General features: G+C 55.4%; 25 protein-coding genes and 1 tRNA gene. 17 read left to right on the top strand and 9 right to left on the bottom strand.

Annotated elements, in window-relative coordinates:
• Positions 1-3: 3 nt before the first annotated feature.
• Both H8E27_05240 and H8E27_05235 read left to right on the top strand, forming a co-directional pair.
• Complete coding sequence (locus H8E27_05240) at positions 4-672, top strand: MazG family protein (protein ID MBC8325011.1); 669 nt, start codon at positions 4-6, stop codon at positions 670-672.
• A gap of 19 nt (positions 673-691) precedes the next feature.
• Positions 692-1,807: an aminopeptidase gene (locus H8E27_05235; protein MBC8325010.1), complete on the top strand. Its 1,116-nt coding sequence runs from the start codon at positions 692-694 to the stop codon at positions 1,805-1,807.
• On the opposite strand, the gene cdd is transcribed toward H8E27_05235, so the two are convergent.
• Both cdd and H8E27_05225 read right to left on the bottom strand, forming a co-directional pair.
• Entirely contained in the window at positions 1,804-2,208 is a 405-nt protein-coding gene (cdd, locus tag H8E27_05230; protein MBC8325009.1) for a cytidine deaminase, read from the bottom strand. The two genes, H8E27_05235 and cdd, sit on opposite strands and share 4 nt — an antisense overlap.
• A 4-nt stretch (positions 2,209-2,212) precedes the next feature.
• Positions 2,213-3,043 carry a purine-nucleoside phosphorylase gene (locus tag H8E27_05225; GenBank protein MBC8325008.1) on the bottom strand — a complete coding sequence of 277 codons (831 nt, stop codon included), beginning with the start codon at positions 3,041-3,043 and terminating at the stop codon, positions 2,213-2,215.
• Positions 3,044-3,100: 57 nt separating this feature from the next.
• On the opposite strand from H8E27_05225, the gene moeB reads away from it, so the two are divergent.
• Genes moeB through H8E27_05195 form a run of 6 tightly spaced genes read left to right on the top strand, consistent with a single transcriptional unit; the run spans position 3,101 to position 8,259 of the window.
• Positions 3,101-4,249, top strand: a complete 1,149-nt coding sequence (moeB, locus tag H8E27_05220) for a molybdopterin-synthase adenylyltransferase MoeB (protein ID MBC8325007.1) — start codon at positions 3,101-3,103, stop codon at positions 4,247-4,249.
• Between the two features lie 50 nt (positions 4,250-4,299).
• Positions 4,300-4,809 carry a transcription antitermination factor NusB gene (gene nusB, locus H8E27_05215; GenBank protein ID MBC8325006.1) on the top strand — a complete coding sequence of 170 codons (510 nt, stop codon included), beginning with the start codon at positions 4,300-4,302 and terminating at the stop codon, positions 4,807-4,809.
• A complete protein-coding gene (locus H8E27_05210; protein MBC8325005.1) occupies positions 4,809-5,624 on the top strand; it encodes a PHP domain-containing protein in 816 nt (271 codons plus the stop codon). Before nusB ends, H8E27_05210 begins: the two co-directional genes overlap by 1 nt.
• Positions 5,625-6,536 (top strand): signal recognition particle-docking protein FtsY, encoded by a 912-nt coding sequence (gene ftsY, locus H8E27_05205; protein ID MBC8325004.1) that lies wholly within the window; start codon positions 5,625-5,627, stop codon positions 6,534-6,536.
• Between the two features lie 33 nt (positions 6,537-6,569).
• Positions 6,570-7,649 (top strand): bifunctional diaminohydroxyphosphoribosylaminopyrimidine deaminase/5-amino-6-(5-phosphoribosylamino)uracil reductase RibD, encoded by a 1,080-nt coding sequence (gene ribD, locus H8E27_05200; GenBank protein ID MBC8325003.1) that lies wholly within the window; start codon positions 6,570-6,572, stop codon positions 7,647-7,649.
• A 10-nt stretch (positions 7,650-7,659) separates the two neighbouring features.
• On the top strand, positions 7,660-8,259 hold the full coding sequence (locus H8E27_05195) for a riboflavin synthase (protein ID MBC8325002.1): 600 nt from the start codon (positions 7,660-7,662) through the stop codon (positions 8,257-8,259).
• A 221-nt stretch (positions 8,260-8,480) separates the two neighbouring features.
• Here the strand turns inward: H8E27_05195 and H8E27_05190 are convergent, their stop codons facing one another.
• From H8E27_05190 to H8E27_05180, 3 genes are read right to left on the bottom strand one after another with little or no spacing between them, the layout of a single operon-like run.
• The gene (locus tag H8E27_05190; GenBank protein ID MBC8325001.1) at positions 8,481-9,488 is read right to left on the bottom strand and encodes a LacI family DNA-binding transcriptional regulator; all 1,008 of its coding nucleotides are present in this window, start codon (positions 9,486-9,488) and stop codon (positions 8,481-8,483) included.
• Positions 9,488-10,369: an NAD(+)/NADH kinase gene (locus H8E27_05185; GenBank protein MBC8325000.1), complete on the bottom strand. Its 882-nt coding sequence runs from the start codon at positions 10,367-10,369 to the stop codon at positions 9,488-9,490. The genes H8E27_05190 and H8E27_05185 overlap by 1 nt, the downstream gene beginning before the upstream one ends.
• On the bottom strand, positions 10,356-11,117 hold the full coding sequence (locus tag H8E27_05180; GenBank protein MBC8324999.1) for a TlyA family RNA methyltransferase: 762 nt from the start codon (positions 11,115-11,117) through the stop codon (positions 10,356-10,358). The genes H8E27_05185 and H8E27_05180 overlap by 14 nt, the downstream gene beginning before the upstream one ends.
• Here H8E27_05180 and H8E27_05175 point away from each other — a divergent pair.
• Positions 11,005-12,216, top strand: a complete 1,212-nt coding sequence (locus tag H8E27_05175) for an SAM-dependent methyltransferase (protein MBC8324998.1) — start codon at positions 11,005-11,007, stop codon at positions 12,214-12,216. The genes H8E27_05180 and H8E27_05175 overlap by 113 nt on opposite strands.
• Here H8E27_05175 and H8E27_05170 read toward each other — a convergent pair.
• Positions 12,213-13,535 (bottom strand): Gfo/Idh/MocA family oxidoreductase, encoded by a 1,323-nt coding sequence (locus H8E27_05170; GenBank protein ID MBC8324997.1) that lies wholly within the window; start codon positions 13,533-13,535, stop codon positions 12,213-12,215. The two genes, H8E27_05175 and H8E27_05170, sit on opposite strands and share 4 nt — an antisense overlap.
• A 110-nt stretch (positions 13,536-13,645) precedes the next feature.
• Here H8E27_05170 and H8E27_05165 point away from each other — a divergent pair, with 110 nt between their 5' ends.
• The 4 genes from H8E27_05165 (at position 13,646) to H8E27_05150 (ending at position 16,875) form a co-directional block, all read left to right on the top strand.
• Entirely contained in the window at positions 13,646-13,855 is a 210-nt protein-coding gene (locus H8E27_05165) for a hypothetical protein (protein MBC8324996.1), read from the top strand.
• Between the two features lie 43 nt (positions 13,856-13,898).
• Positions 13,899-13,975, top strand: a tRNA-Arg gene (locus H8E27_05160).
• A gap of 41 nt (positions 13,976-14,016) precedes the next feature.
• Positions 14,017-16,086 carry a transketolase gene (locus tag H8E27_05155; GenBank protein ID MBC8324995.1) on the top strand — a complete coding sequence of 690 codons (2,070 nt, stop codon included), beginning with the start codon at positions 14,017-14,019 and terminating at the stop codon, positions 16,084-16,086.
• 228 nt (positions 16,087-16,314) lie between these two features.
• A complete protein-coding gene (locus H8E27_05150; protein ID MBC8324994.1) occupies positions 16,315-16,875 on the top strand; it encodes a YqgE/AlgH family protein in 561 nt (186 codons plus the stop codon).
• Between the two features lie 50 nt (positions 16,876-16,925).
• Here H8E27_05150 and uvrB read toward each other — a convergent pair whose 3' ends face one another.
• Positions 16,926-18,893 carry an excinuclease ABC subunit UvrB gene (uvrB, locus tag H8E27_05145; GenBank protein ID MBC8324993.1) on the bottom strand — a complete coding sequence of 656 codons (1,968 nt, stop codon included), beginning with the start codon at positions 18,891-18,893 and terminating at the stop codon, positions 16,926-16,928.
• A 68-nt stretch (positions 18,894-18,961) separates the two neighbouring features.
• Between uvrB and hemW the strand changes: the two genes are divergently transcribed.
• A complete protein-coding gene (hemW, locus tag H8E27_05140) occupies positions 18,962-20,107 on the top strand; it encodes a radical SAM family heme chaperone HemW (GenBank protein ID MBC8324992.1) in 1,146 nt (381 codons plus the stop codon).
• A 109-nt stretch (positions 20,108-20,216) separates the two neighbouring features.
• The gene (locus H8E27_05135; GenBank protein MBC8324991.1) at positions 20,217-21,347 is read left to right on the top strand and encodes an Lrp/AsnC family transcriptional regulator; all 1,131 of its coding nucleotides are present in this window, start codon (positions 20,217-20,219) and stop codon (positions 21,345-21,347) included.
• Position 21,348: 1 nt separating this feature from the next.
• Here the strand turns inward: H8E27_05135 and H8E27_05130 are convergent, their stop codons facing one another.
• Positions 21,349-21,759, bottom strand: a complete 411-nt coding sequence (locus H8E27_05130; protein MBC8324990.1) for a hypothetical protein — start codon at positions 21,757-21,759, stop codon at positions 21,349-21,351.
• On the bottom strand, positions 21,760-22,698 hold the full coding sequence (locus tag H8E27_05125; GenBank protein MBC8324989.1) for a hypothetical protein: 939 nt from the start codon (positions 22,696-22,698) through the stop codon (positions 21,760-21,762).
• A 232-nt stretch (positions 22,699-22,930) separates the two neighbouring features.
• Here H8E27_05125 and H8E27_05120 point away from each other — a divergent pair, with 232 nt between their 5' ends.
• Both H8E27_05120 and H8E27_05115 read left to right on the top strand, forming a co-directional pair.
• Positions 22,931-25,639, top strand: coding sequence for a pyruvate, phosphate dikinase (locus H8E27_05120; GenBank protein ID MBC8324988.1), 2,709 nt, complete (start codon positions 22,931-22,933; stop codon positions 25,637-25,639).
• Between the two features lie 87 nt (positions 25,640-25,726).
• The gene (locus H8E27_05115; GenBank protein MBC8324987.1) at positions 25,727-25,954 is read left to right on the top strand and encodes a hypothetical protein; all 228 of its coding nucleotides are present in this window, start codon (positions 25,727-25,729) and stop codon (positions 25,952-25,954) included.

Genomic DNA, 25,954 nt, shown 5'->3' with positions numbered 1-25,954 from the left:
TTTATGGCAAAGAAGAAAAAAGCCATCGATGAATTACTCGCCGTGATGGCCCGCTTGCGCGCGCCGGATGGCTGCCCGTGGGATCAGGAGCAAGATCATCAGAGCATTCGCCTCAACGCCATCGAGGAAGTTTACGAATTGGTCGATGCCATCGAGGCGGATGATGACGTGGAGATGGTCGAGGAATTGGGCGACGTGCTGTTGCAGGTTGTGTTCCATGCGCAAATGGCCAAGGAGCGCGGGGCGTTTGATTTTGAACAAGTGGCGCGCGGCATCGCCGATAAACTGGTGCGCCGACATCCGCACGTGTTTGGCGAATTGGATGTGAACGATGTGAACGATGTGGACGGCGTGTGGCGGCAGTGGGAGAAAATTAAAATTTCTGAAAAAGCCGGAACCGATCGTGAACGCACCTCCGCTTTCGATGGCATCCCCCGCCATTTACCGGCACTAATGCGGGCGCACGAACTCACCAAAAAAGCCCGCAAGCACGGACTCTTACCTCAGGGCCGAAAGGGTGGGGCAAAGACAAAGTTGGCAAAGGAGTTGTTTGCACTGGCCCAACGCGCGCAGGCAAATGGTTGGCAGGCGGAGGCACTACTGCGGGCGGAAACGGCTAAGCGCGAAAAGGTTTTGCGAATAAAGGAGAAGGCTCGACAAAAGCGCGCCTGAGTTTAATTTGGAAAAAATTATGAGTGACCCGAGATACGATAAGCTGGCCAAATCGCTGGTGGAATATTCCTGCGAACTGAAAAAAGGCGAGGCGGTGTTCATCGACGTGGCGGATATCCCGGATCGGATGACCATCGCGCTCATTCGCGCCACCCGCAAAGTCGGCGGCGTTCCACTGGTGGAAACGCGTCAATCCCGCGTCGTGCGCGAAGCCCTGCGCGGCTCCAACGATGCCCACGCCAAAATGGTGAAGGACGTTGAGCTGTATCGAATGAAAAAAGTGCAGGCGTACATCGCCATTCGCGGTGCGGAAAACACCAGCGAACTCAGCGACGTGCCGCCCAAAGTAATGCAGTCCTATTCCAAAACAATGCGGCCGCTGTTAAACTATCGCGTGAACCAAACCCGTTGGGTCGTGCTGCGCTGGCCCACGCCGAGTATGGCCCAAGCGGCCAATATGAGCACCGAGGCGTTTGAAGATTTTTATTTCGACGTGTGCACTTTCAACTACGGCAAAATGGCCAAGGCGATGCAACCGCTCGTCAAGCGAATGACCCGAGCCAAGGACGTACACCTCAAAGCGCCCGGCACCGATCTGCGTTTCAGCATCAAGGGGATGCCCGCCATCCCGTGCGCAGGCGATCGCAACATCCCCGATGGCGAAGTGTTTTCGTGCCCCATAAAAAATTCCGTCAACGGCACGCTGCAATACAACACCCCCACGCTCTACGCCGGCACCAAGTTTGAAAACGTAAAGCTGGAATTCAAAGACGGCAAAATTATCAACGCCACCAGCAACAACACCAAACGCCTCAACGAAATACTTGATACCGACCCCGGCGCGCGCTACATTGGTGAGTTTTCGCTCGGGCTCAATCCCTTCGTGATGAACCCGATGTGCGATATTTTGTTCGACGAAAAAATCGCCGGCTCGCTGCACTTCACCCCCGGCCAAGCCTACGAGGATTGCGATAACGGAAATCGCTCCGCCGTCCATTGGGATATGGTTCTCATCCAACGCAAAGAATGGGGCGGTGGCGAAGTCTGGTTCGATGGCGAACTCATCCGCAAAGACGGCTTGTTTTTGCCAAAAGATTTATTGCCCCTGAACCCGAAGAATTTGAAAAAAGTTTAGGTTTTAGGAAAGTCATCGCCGGTAAAGGCGTTGGGGAGTAAGTCTGCCATTGGAGTGACTGAGGGTGTGTTCGGCGATTCGCTGTTGATGAGAATCACTTCGGCTTGTCCCGCATATTCCGCAAGGAGTTGGCGGCACGCACCGCAAGGAGCTGCCCCGCCGGGGGAGGCGATGGCGATGGTGGTGAAATCGCGGTGGTCGTCGCCATCGGTGAGTGCTTTGAAAAGGGCAACGCGTTCGGCGCAGCAGCTGAGGCCGTAGCTGGCGCTTTCGACGTTTGCGCCGCTGACGATTTCCCCGCTCGCGGTAAGCAATGCCGCGCCAACGTTGAATTTGGAATAGGGCGCGACGGATTGTTTGCGGGCAGCGAGTGCGGCTTGGATGAGTTTGGTGTGGGGCATGGCGTCAATGTGTTGCGGGCATCTTGCCGGCAGAAAATTCAGTGATCAATTTCACCGCTTGCGTGCTGGCTTGTTCGCCAATCCCCAAAACTTCCGCGTGCGACAGTGGAGTTTTGCTGATGCCGGCGGCGGGGTTGGTGATGCAGGAAAGGGCGGCGACGCTCAGGCCGCATTGGCGGGCGACGATGGCTTCGGGCACGGTGCTCATTCCCACGGCGTCGGCACCGAGCTTTGCAAGGGCGCGAATCTCGGCGGGGGTTTCGTAACTGGGGCCGCTGAGGGCGCAGTAGACACCGCGATGGAGTTTGGTTTTGGTTTTGCGCGCGGCGGCTTGGATGGATGTGTTGAGGGCGGGATCGTAGGTTTGGGTGAGGTCAATAAAACGCTCGCGACCTTTGGTGAGGGCTCCGCGCAGGGGGTTGTCGCCAATGAAATTGAGGTGGTCGGTGAGCAGCATCAATTCACCGGGGTTGAATTTTTTGTTGATACCCCCGGCGGCGTTGGTAAGTAAAATGTTTTCGATGCCGTACTCGGCCAAGACGCGAATTGGGAACGTGACGGTTTCTAGCGAGTGACCTTCGTAATAATGTGCGCGTCCGCTGAGCACCACGATTTCCGTGCCACCGAGCGTGCCGATGATGGCTTTGCCAGTGTGACCGGCGACGGTGGGTTTGGGAAATCCGGCGAGTTTGGCGTAGGGCACGGCGCGAGCGACGGTCATCGCTTGGGCGACGGATTGGAAGCCGCTGCCGAGCACAATAGCCAGACGCGCGCGGAGTTTGCTGGCACGGCGTAATGTGTCAGCGGCGGTTTTCGGATTGACTTGGCGTCTCACTTGAGGCGCATTTATTGTTTCCGGACAGCTGTGTGGCTGTCCATATTTATTTTTGTAATGAGCGTGGAACTGAGCAACGAAGAGATTAGCCGCTATTCGCGGCACCTGATTTTGCCTGAGGTGGGCATGGCGGGGCAAAAGAAACTGAAGGCCACCAGCGTGCTGTGCATTGGCACGGGCGGGTTGGGGTCGCCCATCTCGATGTATCTCGCGGCGGCGGGCATCGGCAAAATTGGCATCGTGGATTTTGATGTGGTGGATTTTTCAAATCTGCAACGACAGATCGCCCACGGCACGGCCGATGTGGGTCGACCCAAAGTGGAGTCGGGTAAAGAGACCATCAACTCCATCAATCCCGAGGTGGAAGTGGTGGTGCACGAAACGCGATTGAGCGCGGATAACGTGATGGAAATCATGGCGCCTTACGACATTGTGGTGGACGGTACGGATAATTTTCCCACTCGCTATCTGACCAACGACGCGTGTGTGCTTTTGAAAAAGCCAAACGTGTATGGCTCCATTTTTCGTTTCGAAGGCCAAGCCAGCGTGTTCGCGCCAGAACTGGGTGGCCCATGCTATCGCTGCCTGTACCCCGAACCGCCACCGCCGGGAATGGTGCCGAGCTGTGCGGAAGGCGGCGTGTTGGGCGTGTTACCCGGCATCGTCGGCTGCATTCAGGCGACGGAAATTCTGAAACTTGCCCTCGGTAAAGGCTCGCCATTGGTGAATCGATTGATGCTCTTCAATGCGCTGGATATGAAATTCCGTGAGCTGAAATTGCGGCGTGATCCTAAGTGTCCCATCTGTGGCGACAACCCGACCATCACGGAGTTGGTTGATTACGAAGAGTTCTGCGGCATCGGCCTCGAGCCGGAAGATCCGCAACAGCACCCCGACGAAGTCACCGTGCAGCAAATGAAAGAAGCACTCGCGGGCAATGACATTGCGGTGGTAGACGTGCGTGAACACGACGAGGCGGAGATTGCCAAGGTCGACGGCGTGCCGATGATTCCGCTCAGCGAATTACCGCAACGGTTCACCGAGCTGGATCCGAACCAAACGATTTATCTCCACTGCAAAATGGGCGCGCGTTCATTGAAAGCGGTGGATTTCCTCAAGCAACAAGGCTTCAAATACTGCAAAAGCGTCGCCGGCGGCATCAACGCGTGGGCGGATGAGATTGATCCGAACGTGCCCCGGTATTAGCCATTCCGAATTTGCTTTTGCTCGAAATGCTTCTCCCGTAAGCTATCGCTATGGGCACCCGACGTCACGCGCGTGAGCGCGCGGTTCAATTTTTGTTTCAGCACGAACTGAATCCTCCAGAGGATTTGGTTTCGGCGTTGGAGCATTTTTGGATGCATCATCGTCCGGCGGTGGCCGAGGTGCAGGAGGGCAAAACCAATTGGGGCAAGGAAAAGGAATTGCCGCCGCCGACCACGGACGACGTCGCCATCCAGCAATTTGCCGAGCCACTCGTGCGGGGCGTGCTCGAGCACCGCGATGCGCTTGATGCCGAGCTCACTCAAAACGCCGCCAATTGGGATCTCGATCGCATGGCCGGCGTGGATCGCAACATCCTGCGGCTCGCCATTTACGAAATGCTCCATCGCGATGACATTCCGCCAGTGGTGAGCATCAACGAAGCGGTCGATCTCGCAAAGAAATTTTCTACCGAGGAAAGCGGAAAATTCGTGAATGGCATTCTTGACAACATCAAATCGCGTTTGAATCGCCCCGCGCGCGAGGCCACGGAGGCGCGTTGATGTACGCCGACCTCCACCTCCACACAAATTTTTCTGACGGCACGTACACGCCCGAGGAACTCGCCGGCCACGGCAAACGCGTTGGGCTTTCGGTGATGTCACTCACCGATCACGATACCATCGATGGCTGCGCCCGGATGGGTGCCGCGTGCGCGGAGCTCGACATCGAGTTTGTTTCCGGCTGCGAATTTACCGTGGAGCTGGATGGCTTTGAGCTGCATCTGCTCGGTTATTTTCTGGACCTCGAAAACCCGCGTCTGCTCAGTGAGCTGGCCAAATATCAGGAAGTACGCCGCCATCGCATTCACGAAATGGTCGCCAAACTCAACGGGCTCGGCATCGCAATCACTGCCGAAGACGTAATGCGCATAGCTGATTGCGATGCGCCGGGGCGTCCGCACATTGGCCGCGCGTTGGTTGAGGCGGGGCATTGCCGAAACCTCGATGAAGCGTTTAATAAATGGCTCAAAAAAGGCAAGCCCGCTTGGGTCACCAAGGCGAAGCTAAGCGCGGCGGAGGCCATTCAACTGATTCACGATGCTGATGGCCTGGCGGTGCTCGCGCATCCGGGGTTGTATCATCGCGACGAGGTCATTCCGCCCTTGGTGGAATTGGGAATGGACGGACTCGAATGCCTCTACACACGCCACAGCACGCCGATGACGGAGCATTATTTGATGCTCGCCGAGCAGTATAGTTTGCTCGTCACCGGCGGCTCCGATTGCCACGGCGAAAATAAAGGCAAACCGCTCATTGGCGCGGTGAAAGTGCCGGTAAGTTTTATCGCAAAAATGAAATCAGCCGTGGCCGCGTAAATGGGGTTGTTCGATAAATTTAAGGCGGGCCTTCAACGCACGCAGGCAAAGCTGTCGCACGAGATTCACCGCATCGTTTCGCGCTCGCCCAAGCTCGATGAGGATACCCTTGAGGAAATTGAGCACACGCTCATCAGCGCCGACCTCGGCCTGCCAATGACTCAACGCATTCTCACGGCAGTCAAAGCCAATTACGAATCTCAGGGCAAAGATGGACTCGACGTTCTGACGGTCGCACGGCGCGAAGTGATCTCTACATTCAATGGTGAACCCCCGGGGCTAAATTACCATCCCGGTGGGCTCACCGTCGTATCGATGGTTGGCGTTAATGGTGCAGGCAAAACGACCACCGCCGCCAAGCTCGCGCATCGCGTGCAAACCCACGGCGGCACGGCTGTGCTTGCTGCGTGTGATACCTTTCGCGCCGCCGCAGTGGAGCAACTCAAGGAATGGGGCGGACGATTGGATGTGCCGGTCATTGCCGGCAGCTACGGTGCGGATCCCGCTGCGGTGGGGCACGATGCCCTCAGTGCCGCACAATCACGCAAGGCGGATTACCTTTTCATCGACACCGCCGGTCGGCTGCACACCAAAAGCAATCTAATGCAGGAGCTGGAGAAATTGCACCGCGTGATCGGTCGTCAAGCCGAGGGCGCGCCCCACGAGGTGCTGCTTGTTCTTGATGCCTCCACCGGGATGAACGCGCTTACGCAAGCGCGTGAATTCAATAAGACAGTTCCGCTCACCGGCCTCGTGATCACCAAACTTGATGGCACCAGTAAAGGGGGCATGGTGGTGGCGATTCATCAGGAGCTGGATTTGCCCATCAAATTCATTGGGCTCGGTGAACAGGCGGATGATTTGCAGCCCTTCGTCGCCTCACAGTTTGCCGAAGCGCTCTTTGCGGAGTAGGCTTTCGCCGTGCAAAACCCCGATGAGATTCGTATGCGCGAGGCGCTCGCCTTAGCGCGCAAGGGTTATGCCCTCACTTCGCCCAATCCGATGGTCGGCGCGATATTGGTGAAAGGCAGCGTGGTGATTGGCAAAGGTTGGCATCGCCGCGCGGGAGGCCCACACGCGGAAATTGCCGCGCTCAATAACGCGCGCAAGCACGATTACAATGTGAAAGGCTCGACGCTGTACGTCACGCTTGAGCCCTGCAGTACCACCGGTAAAACGCCGCCTTGCACGGAGGCCATCATCGAGGCGGGCATCGCGCGTGTGGTGGTGGCGGCCAAGGATCCGAACCCCGCTCATTCCGGACGTGCCTTTCGCGTGTTGCGGCGCGCGGGGATTGAGGTCGTTAAAAATATTTTAGCCGATGAAGCAACGGAATTGAATGCCGCGTTCAATCATTGGATTGTAAAAGGCACTCCGCTGGTCACCGTGAAAGCTGCGATGACGCTCGATGGAAAAATCGCCACGGAGCACGGCGAGTCCAAATGGATCACCAGTGAAGCCGCGCGACGTGAGGCAATGCATTTGCGCAAAGGCGCGGATGCGATTCTTGTCGGCATCGAGACTGTGCTTGCCGATGACCCCAGCCTTACTGTGCGCGGTGCGAAGAATTCACTGCGTCGAATTATTTTGGATTCCAAAGCACGGACGCCAGTGACGGCTAATGTGGTGGCCGACGAACACGCCGCGCTCACCACGGTGGTGGTTGCGAAAGGCGCACCTGCGCGGCGGGTGGAGGCATTGCGGAAACGGGTGGATGTCATTGAGGCGCCCGCGCGCAAAGGGCGCGTGGATTTGCGTTGGTTGCTCAAGCGGCTGGGGCGTGAGGAGGTCACGCAATTACTCGTCGAAGGTGGCGGCGAAGTGAACGCCTCTTTCATTGAAAACAAACTGGCGCAGCGCGTGGCGTTTTTTTATGCACCCAAAGTGTTGGGCGGAAAACACGCGCGACCCGCCGTGGGCGGCAAAGGCGCGGCGAATTTGAAACAAGCTCCCAAGCTTACAAACGTGCAATGGCGGCGGCTCGGGCCGGATTTGTTGTTGACGGCGCGCGTGGTGAGCGATTGAGTGCGGCGCAATGTTTACGGGCATTATCGAAGAAACCGGCACGGTGGAATCCATCCAGCCGACCGACAAATCCATTCGGCTCACGCTGACCCTCCGCAAAACCGGCGGCGGGCTTAAGGTGGGCGACAGCCTCGCGGTCAATGGCTGTTGCCTCACCGTAGCCGAGCTCATCCCCAAAGGCCGCGCCAAGACCGCGCAGTTTGATTTGCTCAACGAAACTTGGAACCTCACCAACCTCCAACATTGCCGCGCGGGTTCGTTGGTGAATCTCGAGCGCAGCCTCGAAGCGGGTGGGCGTTTGGGTGGCCATTTTGTCACCGGCCACATTGATGGGATGGGGAAAATAATTACGTGGGAAAAAACCGGCGACGACCATCAACTCCAAATCGCCGCGCCCGATGACGTGATGCGCTACGTCATTCACAAAGGCTCCATCGCCGTGGACGGCATCAGTCTCACCGTGGCCGCGGTTGAGAAAGAAAGTTTCACAATTTGGATTATCCCGCACACGTTTGAGTCCACCGCATTAAGCGAACGCGCCGTGGGCGACGCAGTAAACCTCGAAGCCGATATGCTCGGCAAATACGTCGAGCGGTTTGCGGCGCGGTAAGTCTTTGGTGCTTTTCTCTTTCACCCCAAGCCTCTTCCGCTGAGGTTGTGATTGTTTTGAAATGCGCGACTCGATTGAAACGGGGTGGCTTCGGACTCGCATGATTTTTTGAGGTCAATTTTTTATCATCTTAGCCTTCCTGGGAGAGGGGTGGGGTGAAGATGGAAGCTAGAAAAACAAAGCAATGCGATGGCTTATGTAGCCCGGATCGGTGGTCCAGGCTACAGGGGGGCGGCGGTGCTTTTGCGGATGACTAATTCGGCGGCTAATCGTTTGGTGCCCACGGTTTCGCCGGCGAGGAGGGTGGTCATTGATTCCATTGCGGAAATGCCCCGGCGATATTTGGGTTGACTGACGGTGGTCAACGGTACGCGGAAATATTCGGCAGTGAGGGTGTTGCCGAAGCCGACCACGGAAATGTCTTCGGGGATTTTCACGCCTTGATCGAGCAGCGTGGTGGCCGCGCCGATGGCGACGAGGTCGTTGGCGGCGAGGATGGCGGTGGCGCCGGGGCGTTCATTAATTAACTGCAACGCGGCGGCTTTGCCTTCTTCGATAGTGGAGCCGGAATGGAAGATAAGTTTTTCGTCCGCCTCGATTTGTTGCCCCATCAACGCGCGTCGATAGCCCTCAAAACGTTCCTGCGCCCACGGAGCAAACGTGGGCCCAGCAAAGCACGCGATGCGGCGATGGCCCAGTTCGAGCAAATGTTGGGTGGCGGCTTCGGTAGCGGCGAGGTCATCGGTTTCCACATTCGGAAAATCACTGCAAAACAAAGCGCGATGGCCGAGGATGACGGTGGGGGTGCCGCGTTGCTTGAGTTCATCATAAATCGCAGCGGCAGGATCAGCGCGATACACGGGCCGGATGAAAAGTCCATCGACCTGACGAGCGAGCAATCGCCGGATGCACGCGGCTTCGCGTTCAGGATTATTCAGCGTTTGGGCGAGGATAATTTCGTAGCCCAGCTCGTGCGCTTGTTCCTCGATGGCCATAAAGGTGCGTGTGTAAACGGGATTGGTGAGCGAGGAAATGACGAGGCCAAACTGATGCGTCTTGCGCGTGCGTAATCCGCGTGCGGAATGATTGGGCACATAGCCAACTTCGGCGGCGAGCGTTTTAATGCGCGACTTGGTTTTGGCAGAAATATCCGGCTCGTCGCGCAGGGCTTTGGAGACAGTCATCACCGAAACGCCCGCGCTGGCCGCGATGTCTTTGAGGCGCACCATTAGGCGTGGGAACCGGTCCAGTTGAGTTTGTGGCGCAGTGTCTCGAAAAATGAATGGCCTTCCAGCCGCACGAGGCGCGCCTTTTGTCGACTGCGCCGGATGCGAATGCAATCGCCCGTAGCCAGTTCGGTTTGCATTTGGCCATCGGCGGAAAGATAAGTTTCGGCGCGATGCTTCAAAATTTTAACTTCAATCGTGGAGGCAAAACTGATGATGAGCGGACGATTGGAAAGTGCCTGCGGACAAATGGGGTTGAGCGTGAGCACCTCCGCGCGCGGCGTGACTACTGCTCCGCCGGCCGCCAGCGAATAGGCCGTGGAACCGGCCGGGGTGGCGACGATCAAACCATCGCAGCGGTAGTGTGTGAGCGCCTCGCCGTCCATGGCCACTTCGAGCTCCACAAGGCGCGGATTGGCGCCGCGGCTGATGAGGATGTCGTTTAACGCGAGTGCTTTATATTTATTGCCGTTGTGTTCGCCAGCGGCTTCGATGAGGGGCAGTGGATCAACGATGTATTTGCCGCTCCATAAGCTCCCGAGCCCTTCTTCCAGAGTTTCTTCGGAAGCGGATGTGAGGAATCCGAGTCGTCCGGAGTTGACGCCGAGGATGGGGGTGTTGCATCCAGCGGTTTTGCGCGCCACATGCAGCACGGTGCCGTCGCCGCCCACTACCACCATGAGGTCGCACAGGCGAGCCAGCTCGATAAGGTTTGGCAGCGTGATGCCGTCCACGCCGGTGGCGGTCACGGTGGTTTGATCCACCATCAGCTTGCGACCGGCACCGGTGATGAGATTGGCGGCTTCGCGCGCCAAGCCTGTTTCGGTGGCGTGTTTCGGGTTGGCGATGAGGCCAACGGTCTTGATGGATTTATTTTTTTTCAATCCAAGCCAGAAATTCTTTGTTGCCTTTGGGGCCGGTGAGGGGCGATTCCGTGTCGCCACGCCACACTAATCCGCCGTGTTCTTCCACAAATGCTTTCAATTCATGTATCACGCGCGCGTGGATGGCGGGGTCTTTGATGACGCCGGCACCTTTGTCTACTTCGATTTTGGCGGCTTCGAACTGCGGCTTGATCAGCGCAATCAGTGTACCTCCTCCACGTAATAAAGCAACGGCGGCGGGGATGATTTTGCGCAGTGAGATAAATGAGCAATCGATGGTGATCACATCCGCGCGCTCAAAATTTTTAGGCAATGCGTTGCGATCGAGATGGCGGGCGTTGGTTTTTTCCATCACGATCACGCGGTGATCGCGCCGCAAATGCCACGCGAGTTGGCCCTTGCCCACGTCCACCGCGTACACGCGCCTGGCGCCCGCTTGCAATAGACAGTCCGTGAAGCCGCCGGTGGACGCGCCGAGATCGACTGCAATGGCGTCCTTCACTTTGATGGAGAAATCCTTCAGTGCCTTTTCCAATTTAAACCCGCCGCGGCTCACGTATTTTTCCGGCTCCTCGATTTTTAGCGTGTCCTCCGGTAACACCGAATCGCTGGGCTTGCGCGCTAACTGATCGTTGATGCGAACCTTGCCGGCCATAATAAGGCGTTTGGCTTTTTCACGGCTTTCAGTTTGTCCGTTGTCGAACAAAGCTTGGTCGAGGCGTTTACGAGTTGATGCAGCAGGTGACATAGGGTCAGGATGTGGCGGCGTTTGTAAAACAACGCGCGACGCATCGCAAGCAATGAACGAACTTGAACAACGGATTCACAACGAAATTGCCCAAAAAGGCGGAATTCCGTTTAGACGTTTTATGGAGCTGGCACTGTATGAGCCGGGCTTGGGTTACTACGAAAAACAACACAAGGTCGGCCGGCGCGGTGATTTTTTTACCAGCGTCAGCGTGGGGTCCGTGTTTGGTGAATTGCTGGCATTTCAATTCTCCGAATGGCTTGCGGAGTTGGAAGGCCCCATACAATTGGTCGAAGCCGGCGCGCATGATGGACGGTTGGCTAATGATATTCTTGAAACCTTTCGCGTTTGGCATCCAGGAATTTACGAACGTATGACGTTCGTTTTACTGGAGCCCTCGCGTGTTCGCCAGGAGTGGCAAAGTGAAATGCTTGCCTCTCACGAAGGGAAAATCCAGTGGAGAAAAGAAATGCCACCAGCCATTCATGGCGTGTTTTTTTGCAACGAATTGCTCGATGCATTTCCGGCGCAAAAACTTGAGTGGGATTCTGAAACAAAAAGTTGGTTTGAATGCGGTGTAGGGGAAAGCGGGGGCCAATTCGAATGGCACCGGATGGATGCCGTCAAAGACAGTTGGAATGTTGGGGGCGGGTTGCCTGATGGCACCGGCATGGTTCAAGTCCCCACGCTCACGCCTTTTTGGAATGAAGTGTGTACTTCCCTGCGCAAAGGCCGTGCGGTGGCGATTGATTATTTTTTAGAGGAGGAAGAGTTTTTTGCGCCCCCGCGTCCTCACGGAACTTTGCGTGCCTATCACGGTCAGCGCCAAACCGACAATCTGCTGGCCAATGTGGGTGAACAAGATCTCACCGCCTCGGTGAACCTGGCCGCACTGGGGTTTGCCGCCGAGGCCGCTGGTGTTCATGAGCGGATTGTTTCAACTCAAGCCCAATGGCTTGTTAGCATCTTCGAGAAAACGCTGCAAAATCAGGATTGTTTTCCCGAGTGGACACCCGAACGCATACGCCAATTCCAAACCCTCGTGCATCCGGAGCACTTGGGGCGTGCGTTTAAAGTGTTGGAAAATTGGCGGGGTTAAAGCCCTTCCACTTCCCATCCCTTGCGGTATTCTCGTTTAACAAGAGCCGTGGCAATGCTGTTATTGCTGAAAGTTAGTTTATCAGCGTCCCAGCGTAGCTCTTCTTTCGGATAGCGCGTAGCGATGCCTCCGAGCAGAATTGCTTCAGTCATCGGTCCAGAGTAGTCAAAATTCGCCGAGGTCTTACCTTCTCCGCGTGATGCGTAGATGAACGATTCCCAGTGATTGACTGCGCCTATTTCAGGACGTTTGTAATCCTTATATTTGTCTTCGGGTAAAAGAATGGCTTTGCCGACATGGGGGATAATCATGTGTCCCTTTGTGCCAAAGAGAACGGATCCTTGCCCGGGTAACCCACGGCCGATCCTCTTTTGTACATTAGCATCCGGTCGTTGATCACCGTCGTACCAGGTAACGTTTATCGTTTTACCTTCAGTATATTTGGTGCCTGGGAACACATAGTGAATTTTAGCGTTAATATTCCAGCTGTGTGAATTGGCTACCGGAGCCGGGCCTTCGCTGCGGACGCTGATGGGCGCTGTTAGTCCGACGGCACCGTACATAGGATCATAGATGTGGCAGCCCATATCACCAAAGGTTCCGGTGCCGTAATCAAGGCGCCTACGCCAATTGCCAGGATGGTAGTAACCATTGATAAAATCATTCTTGGTAGCTACTCCGCACCATGCGTCCCAATCCATCCCGGCAGGTATTTTATCTTTCCGGCTGGGGCGTGGACTAGTGTCGCCCCATTTCTTGCTGCTCCAAGTGTGCACTTCTGTGACTTTACCAATGGCGCCTTGATGAACGAGCTCCACAGCCTCGCGGTAAACTTGACTCGAATGGACCTGAATCCCCATCTGAGTCACCAGCTTGTTGGCCGCGGCATACTCACGCAGCTTGCGGCTTTCAAACACATCATGGGATAGTGGTTTCTGCACATACACATGTTTGCCCAGTTGCATGGCACCCATGGCAATGGGTGCATGCATATGATCCGGGGTAGACACATTAGCGGTGTCAAAATTTTTCGCTTCTTTGTCCAGGAGTTTCCGCCAGTCGGTGTAGCGTTTCGCTTTCGGAAACTTTTTGGCAAACCGATCCTGCCTTGCCGGATCGATTTCCGCACAAGCAATCATTTCTACATTAGAAACACCCGAAATTGCATTTAGATCGGCGAAGGCCATGCCGTTGGCGCCGAAACTCACGTGTCGTACGGTAGAATTTGGTGATTTAGCCCACGACCGCGTGGCGACATACGGAAAGGCCAGCGCGGTGGTGGTGAGGAATTGGCGGCGTGAAAGCGAAGTGGTTTTCATCGCCGCCAGTTTGGCGTCGGGTTCTGATATTGCAAACCAAATTGAAATGTCAAAAACCCTGTTCATAATATTCAGTTGAGTTCGCGCTGACTTTCAGTTGAATTTTCCGGATGCGCAATGAAGCCGCTGGATTTACGGGGGACTCAGTCGAGTCCGTGTCTGCCGCCATCAACCGATACGCGGGCCAAAACGGAATGGAGCCGGTCAGCGTATCCATTTGCCAGGAAGGCGCGGGCTCCAGTGCGTATTTTCGAGGCATCGCCGTTTTTACTCCCCAATACGAGGAAGAAGAGGATGGTGCCGAGGAGGCAGGCTATTAGAGAGTTGCGGGATGCCCGCGCGTGCGCTAGCCTCAACCCCTTCGCGTGCGTAGCTCAATTGGATAGAGCAGTAGTTTCCGGAACTAAAGGTTGCAGGTTCAAGTCCTGCCGTGCGTACCAGTTTTCATTTTACACACAAACCACACAGACTTTTTTTATTTATGGGAGCAGATGAATCCGCAAACGTGAAGCCGATCGAAGCGCCGGCGTTGACTCCAATTTCCATTCCGTCCCGCTTGGCGAGCACGCCATCGGAGCCGCCGAAGTATTCCGTGACGGTGCAAGATCGCGCGGGTGCCGAGGTGACAGTGGCCGATCCCAAAGCGACTCGCGCGGCGGTGGCGCTAATGAATGTGCACGCGGTGGTCGGCGGCGCGGCGTGTCACTGGGGTGGTCCGGCGGCGTTCGCGGAAATTATGGCGGCCACGCACGCGCTGATGTTTGCCGCGAAGGGACGGCAATGGCACGAGGCGTTTCATTTTGTGAATGACGCCGGTCACACGGAAAATGGCGTGTACGCGTTGCGCGCGAATTATGCGTTTGACGGAATGAGCTACGAAACGCTGCGTGGCTTTCGTGGGATCGAAAGCAAACTCACGGGGCACGGCGAAAGCCATATCAATCCCGAAGGAATTTTAATTAGCAACGGCCCGCTCGGCTCCGGCTTGCCGCAAGCGCAAGGCCTGGCCATTGGCGACAAAATGGCGGGCAACGAGCGCGTGACTATATGCACGATTTCCGATGGCGCGATGATGGAAGGCGAGGCCAAGGAATCCGTCGCCGCCATTCCCGGCCTCGCGGCGAAAGGGCGCGTGAATCCGTTCGTGCTCATTCTTTCCGATAACGACACGAAGCTTTCCGGTCGCATCACGGATGATAGTTTTTCGATGCAACCGAGTTTCGCCGCGCTGGCGCATCTCGGCTGGAAGGTCATTGAGGTTGCCGATGGGCACGACTTGCAGGCGGTTTACAGCGCGCTTGAGTCCGGAATCGCCGAGGCCAATGCTAATCCAGCCCAGCCGGTTTGTCTTTGGGTGAAAACCATCAAGGGCAAAGGCATCGCCAGCACCGAGGAAAATGCCGCCGGCGGGCACGGTTTCCCGCTCAAGAATGGTGAGCATATCGTCGATTGGATGTCCGAAATTTTTGGCGAAGCGGAAGTGCCCACGGAATTTTCAGAATGGGCCAACGAACTTCGCGCCGATTGGCAAGCCGCCGAAGAAGCCAAAGCCGCCGCGCCCGCCAGCGATTCGCCCGCGGTGAAGAAAAGCAAAGTGCAGGCCGGGCTCGCGGCGGGTGCCATTCGCGCGGCCCAGGAAGGTGCGCCGGTGTTTTCAATTTCCTCTGACGTGCAGGGGTCCACGGGCATTAGCGCGTACCAAAAATCTTTCCCGGGCCGCTTCATCGAGGTGGGCATTGCCGAGGCCAATATGATCAGCACCGGCGCGGGCATGAGCAAAGTCGGTTTCATTCCCATCGTGGATACCTTCGGCCAATTCGGTGTCACCAAAGGGAATCTCCCCCTCACGATGGCTGCGCTGAGCCAGGGGCCGGTGATTGCGATGTTTAGCCACGTGGGATTTCAGGATGCGGCCGATGGCGCGAGCCATCAGGCGACGACGTATCTTGCGGCGATGAGCGCCATCCCGCACACAACGGTGATTGCGCCTTCGTGTTCCGATGAAGCGGAGGCTTTTATGTATCAAGCCATCAAACGCTTCGAGACCGACCGCGCGGCGGGCAGGGATGGCGAGAGTTATATTTTCTTTGTGGGCCGCGAAAATTATCCGCTCCGTTGGGTGGAGAATCCTGTTTATGAATGGGGCAAAGCGCAGGTGTTACAGGAAGGCGGCGACGTGGTTTTAGTCGGCAGCGGCGTGCTGCTCAATCGCGTTATCGAAGCGGGCAAGCAACTTGCCGCCGAAGGCGTGAAGGCGACGGTCATCAACAATCCGTTTATCAATCAAGTGGACGTCGAAACCATCGGCGCCGCTGTGAACGCGGCAGGCGGGAATCTGGTGACCATCGACGATCATCAATCCATCGGCGGAATGGGTGCGCAACTCAGCCACGCATTAAGCCGGGCCGGCATCGCGCATCGCGTCAAAACGCTCGGCATCGACGGCGAGTTCGGCCAATCCGCATATAAGGCGGATCAGCTTTATGAAAAGAATGGGTTGAGCGCCGAAGGGGTGATGGAAGCGGCGAGGGAATTGGTGAAATCCCAATAGCCTAATGCTTTCCCTTTGGGGAATTGGTCAGGGGAATTGGTCATTGGGCCTAATCATTTATTTCACATCCACCCACCCCTTGCCGGGTAAATACTCCCGATGGCCGGTGTCGGTGGTGGAGCAGCCAACGGCGTAAAATAGAGCGGCGGCAATAATCAGGGCAGTTTTCATCGGCGAATTATGAACGGGATTGCGAATTTCGCAAGCTTGTTGCAAACTTTCTCCAGCGTGCACGAAGAGTTTCAATCATTGCAGGGTAAGCTACTGCTCGATGGCGGTGGTTTGAGTGGATCTTTTTTTAATCGCACGGTGGTGCTCATTTGCCAACACAGCAGCGATGGCGCATTTGGGCTGGTGCTCAATCGCGGTGCCGAACGCACGGTGGGCGAGGCGGTCACGGATGACTTGCCCGAGCGCATTGGCGAACAGGATTTGTGGGTGGGCGGGCCCGTGCAGCCGGCGGCGTTGAGCTATTTGCACAGTGATGATTATTTGCCCGATGCCAATGTGTTTCCCAATCTCAACCTTGATCATTCGCTGGAGGATTTGGTGGAACTGGGTGATTCATTTTCCAGCACGCAAAAAGTGCGAGTCTTCACGGGTTACTCCGGTTGGGGGCCCGGCCAATTGGAGGATGAAATGGAACGCAAAGCGTGGGTGACGCACACGGCCACCATCGAACACGTGTTCGAGCAATCTCCTGAAAAACTCTGGCGCACCATCATGCGCGAAATGGGCGGCGTGAACCGGCTGATGTCCGATGCGCCGGATGATTTGTCCTGGAACTAGCGGCCTTTGGCGGATGAATGTTGAGGGAGTTGTGGCTCAGCCATCAACAATCATTCACCAATCTCTCTTTTCAATTGATTTACTTGATCGCGCAGCAAGGCAGCTTTTTCGAATTCTAATTTCTCGGCGGCTTCGAGCATTTCTTTTTCCAGTTGGCGAATCATTTCGGTGATGTCAAAATTTTCGCTGCTTTCGCGCAATAGCATCGTGGCTTTGTCGGTGGCATCTTGGCGGTTGCCGAGGCTTTCCTCCACGGCGCGGGTGACGCTGCGCGGGGTGATGTTGTTTTGCTTGTTGTGCTCGATTTGTTTTTCGCGGCGATAGCCGGAAGTGGCCATAAAGTTTTGAATGCTCTTGGTCATTTCATCAGCGTACAAAAGCACGCGGCCCTGTAAGTGGCGTGCGGCGCGACCGGCGGTTTGGATGAGCGCGGTTGCGCTGCGGAGGAACCCTTCTTTGTCAGCATCGAGAATGGCGACGAGGGCGACTTCGGGCAAATCCAGGCCTTCGCGCAGGAGGTTGATGCCAACAAGTACATCGAAATCGCCTTTGCGCAGCGCGCGCAGAATCTCAACACGCTCAAGCGCATCAATGTCGCTGTGCAGATAACGCACACTCACGCCGATATCGCGGAGGTAATCAGTCAACTCCTCGGCCGTGCGCTTGGTGAGGGTGGTGACGAGCACGCGCTCGCCGGCATCGGCGCATTGGCGGCATTCCTCGATGAGATCATCGATTTGGCCTTTGAGCGGGCGCACGGTGATTTCCGGATCGACGAGGCCGGTCGGGCGAACGATTTGTTCGGCCACGTTTGGTTTGGCCCAATCCATTTCCAGCGGGGCAGGGGTGGCGCTGACGTACACGGTTTGGTGTTGGTGGGTTTGGAACTCCTCGAAATTGAGCGGGCGATTGTCCAACGCGCTGGGCAGGCGAAAACCGTGCTCCACCAGCACCGTTTTGCGGGAGCGATCGCCGGCGTACATCCCGCGGATCTGCGGCAGTGTTGCGTGGCTTTCGTCGACGACCAACAGGAAGTTTTTTGGGAAAAAATCCATCAACGTGTTCGGCTTCGAGCCCGGCGGGCGCGCGCTGATGTGGCGGCTATAATTTTCGATGCCGCTGCAGTAACCCAACTCCTCCATCATTTCTAAATCGTATTCCGTGCGCATTTTGATGCGTTGGGCCTCGAGTAATTTGTTTTCTTTTTCCAGTTGCTGAATCCGTTCGCGCAGTTCCACGCGGATGGTTTTCATCGCTGCCTTCATTTTGTCGCCCTGAGTGACGAATTGTTTGCCAGGAAAAATCGTGGTGGCCGGCAGCGTCTCAATCGTATTCCCCGTGAGCGGATCAAAGCGCTGGATGCGTTCAATTTCGTCGCCGAAAAATTCCACGCGAATGGCGTCCTCCGTGTTGGAGGTGCGGATGTCCACCGTATCGCCGCGCACGCGGAATTGCCCGCGCTCGAAGGCCACATCGTTTCGCGCGTATTGAATATCCACCAAACGCGATAGCAATTGTTCGCGCGTGATATTTTGTCCGCCCGCCAGAGGCACCATCAGCGCCTCGTAATCCTCGCGGCTGCTGATGCCGTAGATGCACGACACGCTGGCCACCACCACCACATCGCGCCGACTCATCAGCGAGCCCATCGTCGAGAGCCGCATCCGCTCGATTTCCTCGTTCACCGATGAATCTTTTTCGATGAACGTATCAGTGCGCGGAATGTACGCCTCGGGCTGGAAATAATCGAAATAGCTCACGAAATATTCCACGGCGTTCTTCGGGAAAAAAGTTTTGAACTCCGCGTACAATTGCGCCGCCAGTGTTTTGTTGTGGGAAATTACCAACGTGGGACGGTTGGTTTGATCGATGACATTCGCCATCGTAAACGTCTTGCCGCTCCCCGTCACTCCCAGCAAAACCTGATGTGCCAAGCCCTCCTTCAGCCCGGCCGACAACTGCGCAATCGCCTCCGGTTGGTCTCCCGCTGGCGGGTAAGGCTGATGCAGTTCAAACACGCCGCACGGTACGGGTGCGGCGGACGTGTGTCAATTGACTGGACGTTGCTGGCGCGTTAATATCTCGCGTGCCTGTTGAATCGCTTTATTGCCACGTCCCGTTTTGCGCGAGCAAGTGCAGCTATTGCGCGTTCTTCTCGCACGCGCCGGATGGAGCAACGGTGAATCGCTACGTGGCCGCGCTGGTGCGGGAGCTGGAATTGGTGGCGGACGATTTGCCGCCGCGCACAATTTTCTTCGGTGGCGGCACGCCCTCTATTTTGAATTTGCGCCAATGGGAAACCGTGCTCACCGCGATGGATCGCCTTGGCCTTACGGGTGCGGAGGAGTGGACGGTAGAATGCAATCCCGCCACGCTCTCGCTGGAGAAAGCCAAGCTGCTGCGCGCCGCGGGCGTGAACCGCATCTCGATGGGCGTGCAATCGCTTGATGCCGGCTTACTTGAGCGCCTTGGCCGCGTGCATTCGCGCGAGATGGTTTTTAAGTCCTATGATGCTCTGCGCGCGGCGGGTTTTGAGCGCATCAATCTGGATCTGATGTTCGCCATCCCGTCGCAGACAATGGAGGTTTGGAAGGCATCCCTGCGCGAAACCGCCGACTTGGAGCCGGAACATCTTTCCTGCTACGAGGTCATTTACGAACAGGACACGCCGCTGTACGAGCAACTGCAAGCGGGCGAGTTTGAGGTGCACGAAGATTTGGCGTGCGATATGTTTGAGGCGCTCGTGGACTTCGCGGGCGAACGCGGTTTTCATCAATACGAAGTCGCCAATTTCGCAAAGCATTCCGGCGCAAATGAATTCGAAACCCCAAGCGAAGCTTGTCGGCATAATATCAACTACTGGCGCGGTGGCGATTATCACGGCCTTGGCCCGAGCGCCACCGGATACGTCGGCGGCATCCGCACCACCAACATCGCCAACACCCAACGCTACTGCGAGATTCTCGAACGCAACGAACGCGCCATCGATCACACTGAGCAATTGGCCCCCCTCCAACGTGCCGGCGAAACCGCCGCCTTCGGCCTGCGAATGAACGCCGGCTGGTCATTCGCCGAATTTCAAAAAACCACCGGCTACGATCTGCGCAACGAATGGGCCGAACCGATGCAAACTTTGGTGAAGCAGGGGAACGGTGTGCTGGAGGAAGAACGCTTTCGACTTACGCCGAAAGGATTGCGATTCGCCGATGCCGCGGCTGCGGAGTTTTTGTAACCCGGACCACCGGCCCGGGCTACATTTAGTCGCGTGCGGTAATTGATAAAATGTGGCGCTTGAAAAAATCTGTTGGCCAGCGTCCGTGTTTGCTGCCAAGAATCCGCGGATGAGTTCTGTTGTTGTTCCTGTTGAAATTGCTGATGAAGTGAATGCGAAGATTCTTGCGGTGAGCGAGGATCAGTTGCAGGGATTTCAGCGCGATCCATTTGGCGTGGTGGCGGAGCGGACGGGTTTGGCCCAGTCGGTGGTGCTGGAGCGCGTGCGGGCGATGCTGGAGGCGGGAGTCATCCGGCGTATTCGGCAGACCTTACTGGCCACGAATCTGGCCAAAGGCGCGCTGGTGGCATGGGAGGTGGAGCAGGGCGACCTCGATGCGGCGTTTGATTATATGTTTCAGAAGGATCCGTTTTCCGGCCATGTGGTGACGCGCTCCACGGACGCGACTACGGCGGGATCCAATTACAAACTTTGGACGACGCTGAAAGTGCCGCAGGGGTTTTCATTGCGAAAACATTGCGAAGTGCTCAAGGCGAAGGTGGGCGCGAAGTCGTTTCGCATTATGCCGGCCAAGAAAATTTTCGCCCTCGGAGTGGGTCACGTGCGGCGCAAGGATATGGAGCCGGGCGCGCGTTCGGAGGAGCCGGGTAGGGTGAACGATGTGGCGGTGGTGGATTTGACCGACCACGAGTGGCGCATTATGGAGGCTGTGAAACGTGAGTTTGCGTCGGAAGAATTGGTGGAGGATTTGTGGGTTGCGCGTGCCGCGGAAGCGGGTGTGTCGTTGGAGGAATTTTTCAAAGTCGCGGAAGACTTAAATGAACGCCGTGTGGTTGGCCGTTTCTCAACATTTTTGGAGCACGTCAAAAAACTTTCCACCGGCGAACAAGTCACGCGCTACAACGCGCTCTTTCACTGGGCCGTGCCGCCGGGCAAAGAGATTGAGGCCGGTCGCGAAGTGGGGCGGCATTATATTATGACCCACGGTTATTGGCGCGAAGGCGGGCCGGAGTTTAAGAACGTAAATATTATGGGCGTCGCCCACGGCACGGACAAAGAAAAAGTGCTCGCCCACAAAGCCGGGATCGACCAACACCTCGCCGAGGCCGGCATCGAAGTAGGCTACACCAACGTCTTCTGGGGCGGCCGCAGCGAAATCAAACCTTCCGAGATTTCGCCTCTGGCTTACGGGAAATGGTGCGAGGGGCACGGGATAACGATTGATTCGATGAAGGTTTAGATTAATTGTGGTCGACGAATCTGCCTTCAGCTTTCAAAGCCGTTATTTCCGCATCAATTAACCTGATTCTGATGTGACGTAAAACCATTGGCGGTGTGTTGATGGCGCTGAACGTGTTTTTGACAATGTGAGTGGCAAGTGTTTGCCTTGAGGTTTTATTCAATTTAGAAAAACACTCTTCCAAGGTTGCTGTTTCACGGTTAAATTCTCCCAAGTCAAAATTTAGGATAGTGCTTTCGTTAGTCGTAAAGAATCTGGCAACTGCATCGACAGACTTGTCACATTTGGAAATTTGATTTTCATATATTTGGGCGTAAGCTGATTTAGAATCGATGTAATAGTGGTTGTGAATGCAGGCATTTGTCGAAGCCAAAACAAACAGAGCGCATATGAGACGAATCGAATGTTTCATTTAATTGTTGTCCTTTCCGGAAATCCAACCGAGATGTGTGAAGTATAATTCGTGCCAAATGGAAATGACAAATGAGTTGCATTCATCATCCGGCTCAGACTGTTGTATGCGTGGCCCAATAGTGACCATATTGGTTGCATCGCGGCCGTTTTGGTTGTCTTTCATTTTGTAATTCCAACCCTCTCGTAAAGGATCAGCACCAAGTTGTTTAGAGTTTCCAATACGTAATTTGCGCATTCCAAAATCATTCTCTAACGTGAAGATTCCATCGTCAAAAACTGCTAGTCCATTTTCGTGTACGATTGAAGCAAGTGATAGTCTAAAGACTTCCTTGTAAACCAATAAAACCATAGTTGGTTTTATTGGTTCAGGAAAGTCGCCTTCATCGGCACCCGGGCCAGTGACAACATTTATTTTATAATCCAAAACACCTTGTTCATTTGATAGTGATAATTCCAATTGCTCTGTTTTAGGTTGGGCAATGTTGTCAGGTGTTGGCTTGAAATTGATGACCATGGATGGTGTTTTGTTGATTGAAAGCCATTCAAGAATGACATCTTCCCCGTTCCTAAATAAATCGTCATAAAATTCAAATCCGTTGTCAGCGTTTATGTTGGCTACAAATGGGTTGATCTCATCAAAGCCTGAAAGCTCGTCTTCTACATTTTCATCTGAGAAAAGAAGTTCAGTTGGTGAGTCCTTGAAAAAAACACCCAATTTTTCGGAGAAACCGCATTCGAGAGTATGCTCATCAAGTCCGATTTGTTTGTGTATTTCGTACGGCCCAGATTCTGAGCTAAAGCCAACTTCGTGGAATTCAATGGAACCATCAATTTTGTTGATCGTTGTTGTTACTGTTGATTCTGTAATTTGAGTGGCACTCACAGCAAGTGTCTGCAACAAAAACAGAACAAATGTTATTTGAATGTGCTTTTTCAAAAGGAGTCCAGTTTGGGCTTATTAGCTCAAGAGGCAAGTTTGTTTTTTATATTCACTATCTCGCGCAAAATCTTCCATTGAGATTGCCTGCAGCAAATTAGCATCAAATTGGAATCGATGAAGGCTTAATGCCTGTTTTCTACTGGTTTTTCGCCAATTGCGTTGACACGGCCCGCGCCCGCCCCTACCTTCCGCGCTCCGGTTTTCTAACTGGATTTCACACAACGATTTTATGGCTAAAGCAAACAAGTACGTTTACCACTTTGGTAAAAGCAAAACCGACGGCAACGGAACCATGAAGGCGCTACTCGGCGGCAAGGGCGCGAATCTCGCTGAGATGAAGCGCATCGGCCTGCCGGTGCCTCCCGGATTCACCCTCACCACGGAGGTGTGCTCTTACTATTACGCGCACAAAAAATCTTATCCGGGTGAGATGCAGGCCCAAATCAAAGATGGCGTGCGTCGCATGGAAAAAGAGATGGGCAAAAAACTGGGCGACAAGAAAAATCCGCTGTTGCTTTCGGTCCGTTCCGGCGCGCGCGAGTCGATGCCCGGCATGATGGACACCATCCTCAACCTCGGCCTCAACGATGACACAGTGGAAGCGCTCGCCAAGTTTAGCAACAACCCGCGATTCGCGTGGGACAGTTATCGTCGCTTCATCCAAATGTATGGCGACGTGGTGATGGGCGTGCAGAAACTGCCGAGCGAAGACGAAGAGCCCTTCGAACTGGTCATCGAGAAAATCAAAAAGAAACACCTCGGCAACGCACACGCGGAAGACACGGAGCTGACCGCGGAACATTTGCAGGAATTGGTGGCGTCTTTCAAAAAACTGGTGAAGCAACGCACCGGCAAAGCGTTCCCGAATGATCCGTGGGAGCAACTCGATGGCTCGATCGGGGCGGTGTTTAATTCGTGGATGAACGATCGTGCCAATGTTTACCGCCGCAAATACAGCATCCCCGCCGCTTGGGGCACGGCGGTGAATGTGCAGGCAATGGTCTTCGGCAACACCGGCGCGACTTCCGGCAGTGGCGTGGCCTTCACGCGCGATCCCGCCAGCGGGGAAAAAGTTTTCTACGGCGAATTCCTGATGAACGCGCAGGGCGAAGACGTGGTGGCCGGCGTGCGCACGCCCGATCCTGTGGCGAAGCTCAAAAAAGTGATGCCGAGCGCGCACAAGGAATTGGAAGCCATTCGCGTGCGATTGGAAAAACATTTTCGCGATATGCAGGATTTCGAGTTCACCATCGAAGAGCGCAAAGTGTTCATGCTCCAAACCCGCAACGGCAAGCGCACCGGCCTCGCGGCCGTGCGCATCGCGTGTGAGATGGTGAAAGAAAAACTCATCAACTGGAAAACTGCCGTGAACCGTGTGCCGGCTGAGCAGTTGGATCAAGTGCTCGCGCCGATTTTTGATGCGGCCACGTTGAAGACAACCAAAGTCATCGCCAAAGGCTTGCCCGCTGGCCCGGGCGCAGCGACGGGACGGATCTATTTCAACGCCGACCGCGCCGAGGCCGCCGCGGCAAAGGGACAGGCGGTGATGCTCGTGCGCGTGGAAACTTCGCCGGAAGATCTGCGTGGCATGATCGCCGCCAACGGCATTCTCACCGCGCGCGGTGGGGTGAGTAGTCACGCGGCATTGGTTGCCCGCCAAATGGGCAAAGTTTGCGTTTGCGGCGCGGCGGAGTTGATCGTGGATTACGGCAAGCGCACGCTCACCGTGGGTAAGCTGAAATTCAAGGAAGGCGATTACATATCCATCGACGGCACGTCGGGCGAGATTTACGCGGGCGAAGTGAAGACTGCGCCCAGCGAAGTCATTCAAGGCTTGCTCGAAAACAACGCCAAAGCCAAGCGCGGGCGGACGTATAAAAATTATACTCAATTGATGGGCTGGTGCGATAAAGCGGCTAAGATGGCGGTGCGCACCAACGCGGACACCCCGGGACAGGTGAAAAACGCCGTGGCCTTTGGTGCTACCGGCATTGGCTTGTGCCGCACGGAGCATATGTTCTTCGAGGGCGATCGCATTGATGCTGTGCGCCAAATGATTCTTGCCGACAACGAAGCGGACCGGCGCAAGGCGGTGAAGAAGTTGCTGCCGTTTCAGCGCAAAGATTTCGAGGGCATCTTCAAAGCGCTCAACGGATTGCCGGCGACGATTCGTTTATTGGATCCGCCACTGCATGAGTTTTTGCCGCACGACAAAAAACAGATCGCGGATCTCGCCAAAAAATTGAAGGTGAAGCCAGCCGAAATTCAACAGCGCGTGAATGACCTCCACGAATTCAACCCAATGCTCGGCCATCGCGGTTGTCGATTGGCGATTTCTTATCCGGAAGTGGCCGAGATGCAGGCGCAAGCAATCTTTGAAGCAGCGGCCAACGTGCAAAAGAAGGGCATCAAAGTTGTGCCCGAGGTGATGGTGCCGCTGGTTGGCTTCCGCAAAGAGCTGGAGTTGCAAGCTGATATCATCCATCGCGTGGCCAAAGAAGTGAGTGCCAAAAAGAAGGTGAAACTCAACTACCTCGTTGGCACGATGATCGAAGTGCCGCGCGGCGCACTGACTGCTGATGAGATCGCCGAGGTCGCCGAGTTCTTCAGCTTCGGCACCAATGACCTCACCCAAACCACGATGGGCATGAGCCGTGATGATTCTGGTTCATTCCTGCCGAATTATCAGGAACAGGACATCATCGGCAACAACCCCTTCGCTGTGGTGGATCAAACCGGCGTCGGGCAGCTCATGGAAATCGCCGTTAAAAAAGGCCGCAGCACCCGCCCGAAAATCAAGCTCGGCATCTGCGGCGAACACGGCGGCGAGCCCAGCAGCGTAAAATTCTGCGCCACCCTCGGCCTGAATTACGTGAGTTGCTCGCCTTTCCGGGTTCCAACTGCAAAACTTGCCGCCGCCCAAGCTGCGCTGGCGTGAGTATACGGAAACAAGGTTAACAACCGTCCGGTTCGCCGGGCGGTTTTTTTTATTGTGAAAATTCCATTGCGACAGGACACTTTGCGCGTGAAACACATTATTCTTTTTGGGGCGACATTGTGCCTGTTCGGTGGATGCCAAGCGGTGGAGTATGCGTTTCGGGATGAGTTGGATGCGAAATCCGAGTTGAGCTGGAGCGAGAAGCACGCCCGCTGGGAATTGGATAATGCAAAGTTTCGATATCAGGATGGAACACTTGATCGCTATGGCTATAATGTCGTCCGCAAAAGACACGGGCTGCGGCCGGTGCATTAA

It is taken from the genome of Limisphaerales bacterium (assembly GCA_014382585.1).
Taxonomy (GTDB): Bacteria; Verrucomicrobiota; Verrucomicrobiia; order Limisphaerales; family UBA1100; genus JACNJL01.
The sequence above is the reverse complement of the archived record's forward strand: the minus strand, read 5'-3'. Positions and strand labels throughout refer to the sequence as shown.

What these genes read in the sequence shown, in the direction of transcription:
- moeB (MBC8325007.1), top strand. Translation starts at nt 3,101, where the DNA reads ATGAGCGTGGAACTGAGCAACGAAGAGATTAGCCGCTATTCGCGGCAC.
- H8E27_05235 (MBC8325010.1), top strand. Translation starts at nt 692, where the DNA reads ATGAGTGACCCGAGATACGATAAGCTGGCCAAATCGCTGGTGGAATAT.
- H8E27_05165 (MBC8324996.1), top strand. Translation starts at nt 13,646, where the DNA reads ATGCGCAATGAAGCCGCTGGATTTACGGGGGACTCAGTCGAGTCCGTG.
- H8E27_05120 (MBC8324988.1), top strand. Translation starts at nt 22,931, where the DNA reads ATGGCTAAAGCAAACAAGTACGTTTACCACTTTGGTAAAAGCAAAACC.
- ftsY (MBC8325004.1), top strand. Translation starts at nt 5,625, where the DNA reads ATGGGGTTGTTCGATAAATTTAAGGCGGGCCTTCAACGCACGCAGGCA.
- H8E27_05170 (MBC8324997.1), bottom strand. Translation starts at nt 13,535, where the DNA reads ATGAAAACCACTTCGCTTTCACGCCGCCAATTCCTCACCACCACCGCG.
- H8E27_05135 (MBC8324991.1), top strand. Translation starts at nt 20,217, where the DNA reads ATGAGTTCTGTTGTTGTTCCTGTTGAAATTGCTGATGAAGTGAATGCG.
- H8E27_05240 (MBC8325011.1), top strand. Translation starts at nt 4, where the DNA reads ATGGCAAAGAAGAAAAAAGCCATCGATGAATTACTCGCCGTGATGGCC.
- H8E27_05155 (MBC8324995.1), top strand. Translation starts at nt 14,017, where the DNA reads ATGGGAGCAGATGAATCCGCAAACGTGAAGCCGATCGAAGCGCCGGCG.
- H8E27_05130 (MBC8324990.1), bottom strand. Translation starts at nt 21,759, where the DNA reads ATGAAACATTCGATTCGTCTCATATGCGCTCTGTTTGTTTTGGCTTCG.
- H8E27_05195 (MBC8325002.1), top strand. Translation starts at nt 7,660, where the DNA reads ATGTTTACGGGCATTATCGAAGAAACCGGCACGGTGGAATCCATCCAG.
- cdd (MBC8325009.1), bottom strand. Translation starts at nt 2,208, where the DNA reads ATGCCCCACACCAAACTCATCCAAGCCGCACTCGCTGCCCGCAAACAA.
- H8E27_05180 (MBC8324999.1), bottom strand. Translation starts at nt 11,117, where the DNA reads ATGTCACCTGCTGCATCAACTCGTAAACGCCTCGACCAAGCTTTGTTC.
- H8E27_05190 (MBC8325001.1), bottom strand. Translation starts at nt 9,488, where the DNA reads ATGGTGCGCCTCAAAGACATCGCGGCCAGCGCGGGCGTTTCGGTGATG.
- H8E27_05175 (MBC8324998.1), top strand. Translation starts at nt 11,005, where the DNA reads ATGCGAACCTTGCCGGCCATAATAAGGCGTTTGGCTTTTTCACGGCTT.
- H8E27_05210 (MBC8325005.1), top strand. Translation starts at nt 4,809, where the DNA reads ATGTACGCCGACCTCCACCTCCACACAAATTTTTCTGACGGCACGTAC.
- nusB (MBC8325006.1), top strand. Translation starts at nt 4,300, where the DNA reads ATGGGCACCCGACGTCACGCGCGTGAGCGCGCGGTTCAATTTTTGTTT.
- ribD (MBC8325003.1), top strand. Translation starts at nt 6,570, where the DNA reads ATGCGCGAGGCGCTCGCCTTAGCGCGCAAGGGTTATGCCCTCACTTCG.